The organism is Kitasatospora sp. NPDC001225, from assembly GCF_053597855.1.
This window is the reverse complement of record NZ_JBSFJC010000303.1, coordinates 1-3,404: the sequence shown is the minus strand read 5'-3', so window position 1 is coordinate 3,404 and position 3,404 is coordinate 1. Positions and strand designations below refer to the sequence as shown.

The following is a 3,404-nucleotide window of genomic DNA, read 5'->3' as shown; positions in this document are numbered from 1 at the left end:
GCGGAGATCTCCGCGACGACGACGGCGAGCACCAGGACCAGCAGGGCGCCGAAGATCAGCGGCGGCGCGTAGTTGGAGCCGAACCGCCCGGGCGCTCCGGCCCCCGGTGTGCCGGCTCCCGGCGTCCCGGTCCCCGGCGCCCCGGAGGCCGCCGCGCCGCAGGGCGGGCTGGGCCGTGGCGCGGGTTCGGGTCCGCCGCCGCCCCCGCCGGCCGCGCTGCGCGGTGGCCCCGCCGGTTCCCCCGGCCCCGCCGCCGGGCTGGGGCGCGGTGCGGGTTCGGGTCCGCCGCCGCCTCCGCCCGCCGGGCTGAAGCACGCCCCGGGCTCCGGCACGCCCGCCGCCCACCCCGGTGGTCGTGGCGCCGCCTCCGCCCCGCCGCCCCCGCCCCCGGCGGGCCTGCGGGGCGGCGAGGCCCCGGCGGCCCCGCAGGGTGCGCCGGCCGCCGGCCCGGCCGCGTCCGGTCCGTCGTACGAGGCGACCCAGCTGGCGGGCGCGATCGACCCGGCGCTGCTGGCCGCCCCGGCGGACCCGGGCACCCCGCCGTCCGGCGGTCCCGCCGTCCCGCCGCCGCCCGGCGGTCCGGCGGCCCCCGCCGCGCCCGCGGCCGGCTACGGCTACCCGAACGCGCCCGGCGCCGCCGGGGTCGTCCCGCCGGCGGTGGTGCCCGGTTCGCCGCCGCCCGCGCCGGTGCCGCCGGGCGTGCCCGCGGTCGGCCCGGGGTACTTCGCCGCGCTCAGCTACCGGGGCCCGGACGGCTCGGAGCAGAAGCTGCTGCACCGCAGCGAGCCCGGCACCCCGCACCCGGAGTGGAAGATCCTCCAGGACCTGCGCCGGCTCAACGTGCCGCCGGAGCAGGTGCTGGAGCTCTACACCGAGCTGGAGTCCTGCGACCTGCCGGGCGGCTACTGCAACCGCATGATCGCCGCGTCCTGGCCGAACGTCCGGCTCACCCACACCGCCCCGTACGGCCGCGACCACGCGTCCCGGCAGGCCGGGATGGCCGAGCTGCTCGACCACCTGGACGAGCTGCACCAGCTGGCGTCCGGCGCCCAGCGGGTCCGCCCGTTCCGGGTGCCGCCGCCCGCGCCGGGGACGGTCCAGGCGCTGCCGCCGCTCCCGCCGCAGCAGCTCGCCCAGGAGACCGGGGCCGCCTTCGGGCAGAACCTGTTCCGCTACGAGCAGCGCGCCGTCTCCCGCCAGGGCGTGCCCGAGCCGGTGTCCCAGACCCTGATGTGGGCCGGGCTGCCGCGCGACTTCGGGCCGTTCTTCTGGGCGCAGGCGCAGGAGGGCCGTCCGATCCCGACGCTCGCCGAGCTGGCCGCCGAGCGAGGCCTCGCCGCGGGCCCGGACTTCGGCGGCTACCTGGTGCTGGGCAACGACTACGGCCGCCAGCTGTGCGTCCAGTACGGCACCGCGCACGTGGTGGCCGTGGACATCGATGGAACCGGCCAGCCGCCCCGGTTCGTCAACAGCGGTGTACCGGAGTTCGTCCGCTCGCTGGCCCTGCTGGGCCGGATGTGGCGGCTCCGGTACGGGCTGACGCCGGACCAGGCCGGTCGATGGACGACCGACTTCCAGGCCCAGCTCGCCGCGATCGACCCGGCGGCCCTGCAGAACGCGGACACGTGGTGGGCCGTGCTGCTGGAGCAGTTCTGGGACGGCCTGCTGTAGCGGGTCGTCGCTGATCCTCGCAGGTGGGAGGGGTCGTTCCGGTGTCCGGAACGACCCCTTCGGCATGCCGACGCAGCCGTGCCTCGTTGGGGTTTCGCCCGGATCTGCGCAAAATAGGTCAAGAGGATGGGTCTATTCGTCCGGTCCTCGACACATTCCGGTCCGTACGACGGCGGAATCCGGCCCCGGCCTCCGAACCGGTTCCGGATCCGTCCGTTCCGTCCGATCATGGGCTCCGCAGCCCGCGAAACGAGGGGAAGAGCCCATGAGCGACGCCGTCCCCCAGTACGGCTTCACCCAGGCCCGCCGTGGCTACGTGCCCGAGCAGGTCGACCGAGCCCTGGCCGCCCTCACCGCGCAGCGTGACGAGGCGTGGGAGCGGCTGAGCGTCCTGGGCGCAGGCATCCGGCAGATGGAGGCCCGACTGGCCGACATCCGCCGGACCGCCGAGGACGCCCCGGAGCCCGACTACCAGGTGCTCAGCGAGCAGGCCGCCGGACTGGCCGCGATGGCCGAGAACGAGGCGCGCGCCGTCCGGGAGAAGGCCGAGCGCTTCGCCGAGGACCTGCGGGACGAGGTCTACGAGGCCGGCCAGGCCGCCGACCGCGCCGCCAAGGAGTACGGCACCACGACCCGTACCGACGCCGACGCGGCCGCCCGACGCACCGAGGAGCGGACCCGGGCCGAGGCCGAGGGCATCCGGTCCGACGCCGACCGGGAGAGCCGTTCCGCCCGGGACGCCGCCACCGCCTACGCCGCCAAGGTGCGGGTGGCCGCCGCCGAGGCCAGCGAGCAGGCCGAGGCCGAGCTGGCCACCCGGCGCCGCAAGGCCGACGAGACCTTCGCCGCCGCCCAGGCCAAGGCCGACGCCGAGGACACCGAGGTCTCGGCGACCGCCGAGCGCCGGGTCAAGGAGGCGGAGCAGCAGCGGGAGACCGTGCTGAACCGGATCAAGCAGCTGGAGACGGACGCCCAGGCCAAGGCCGACCAGCTGATCGAGCAGGCCCGCCGGGAGGCCGAGAAGATCAACGCGGAGAGCGAGCGCGAGCAGCGCGAGTTCGACACCCGGCTGGACACGGTGCAGCAGCACCTGGACCACATCAAGGCCACGCTGGCCTCGCTCACCGGGGCGGCGGTCGGCCAGATCGAGCCCGAGGTGGCCGCCGCGGCCGCCGCGGCCGTCCAGGCCTCCGGCGCGGCCGCCACGACCCCCGCGCCGCGGGACGCCGTCGCGGACGCCGTCGTCGACGCCGCGCCGGTGGACTCGGAGGCGGACACCGGGGAGATCCCGGTGGCGAACCTGCGCAAGGCCCTGGCCCCCGCGGCTCCGGCCGGGGCCAAGGCCCCCGCCGCCCGGGAGGGGGCGGCGACCGTGCTGCGGACGCCGGTGGTCGGCAGCAGTGCCACCAGGGCCATCGGCGGGCCCGTGGCGACCGGCCCGGTGCCGCCGAAGCCGGCCGCGCCGCCCGCCGAGGAGACGGTCGACGGGACCGCCGACGGGACGGCCGCGGTGGAGAAGGGCGCCGGGAAGCCGTCGGAGGACGAGACCCGGATCGTCCCGAAGATCATCATCGTGGACGACGGCAGCGACTACGCGACCCCGCACACGGTGAGCTACAACCGCCGCTGACCGGGCGCCCGACCGCGCGCCGCGAAGGCCCCGACCGCCCTTGGGTTCAAGGGGTCGTCGCAACACCGCTTGGTTTCAGACGGTGAGTAGATCACGTAGACGC

The 3,404-nt window shown here is 76.9% G+C and carries 2 protein-coding genes; both read left to right on the top strand.

What is annotated here, in order from left to right:
• The first annotated feature begins 108 nt into the window (after nucleotides 1-108).
• Nucleotides 109-1,671 (top strand): SUKH-4 family immunity protein, encoded by a 1,563-nt coding sequence (locus tag ACWDCZ_RS39585; RefSeq protein WP_449818496.1) that lies wholly within the window; start codon nucleotides 109-111, stop codon nucleotides 1,669-1,671.
• A 265-nt stretch (nucleotides 1,672-1,936) separates the two neighbouring features.
• Complete coding sequence (locus ACWDCZ_RS39580) at nucleotides 1,937-3,301, top strand: coiled-coil domain-containing protein (protein WP_380741124.1); 1,365 nt, start codon at nucleotides 1,937-1,939, stop codon at nucleotides 3,299-3,301.
• The last annotated feature ends 103 nt before the right edge of the window (nucleotides 3,302-3,404 follow it).

Coding starts and splice junctions, on each gene's coding strand:
- ACWDCZ_RS39580 (WP_380741124.1), top strand. CDS start 1,937: ATGAGCGACGCCGTCCCCCAGTACGGCTTCACCCAGGCCCGCCGTGGC.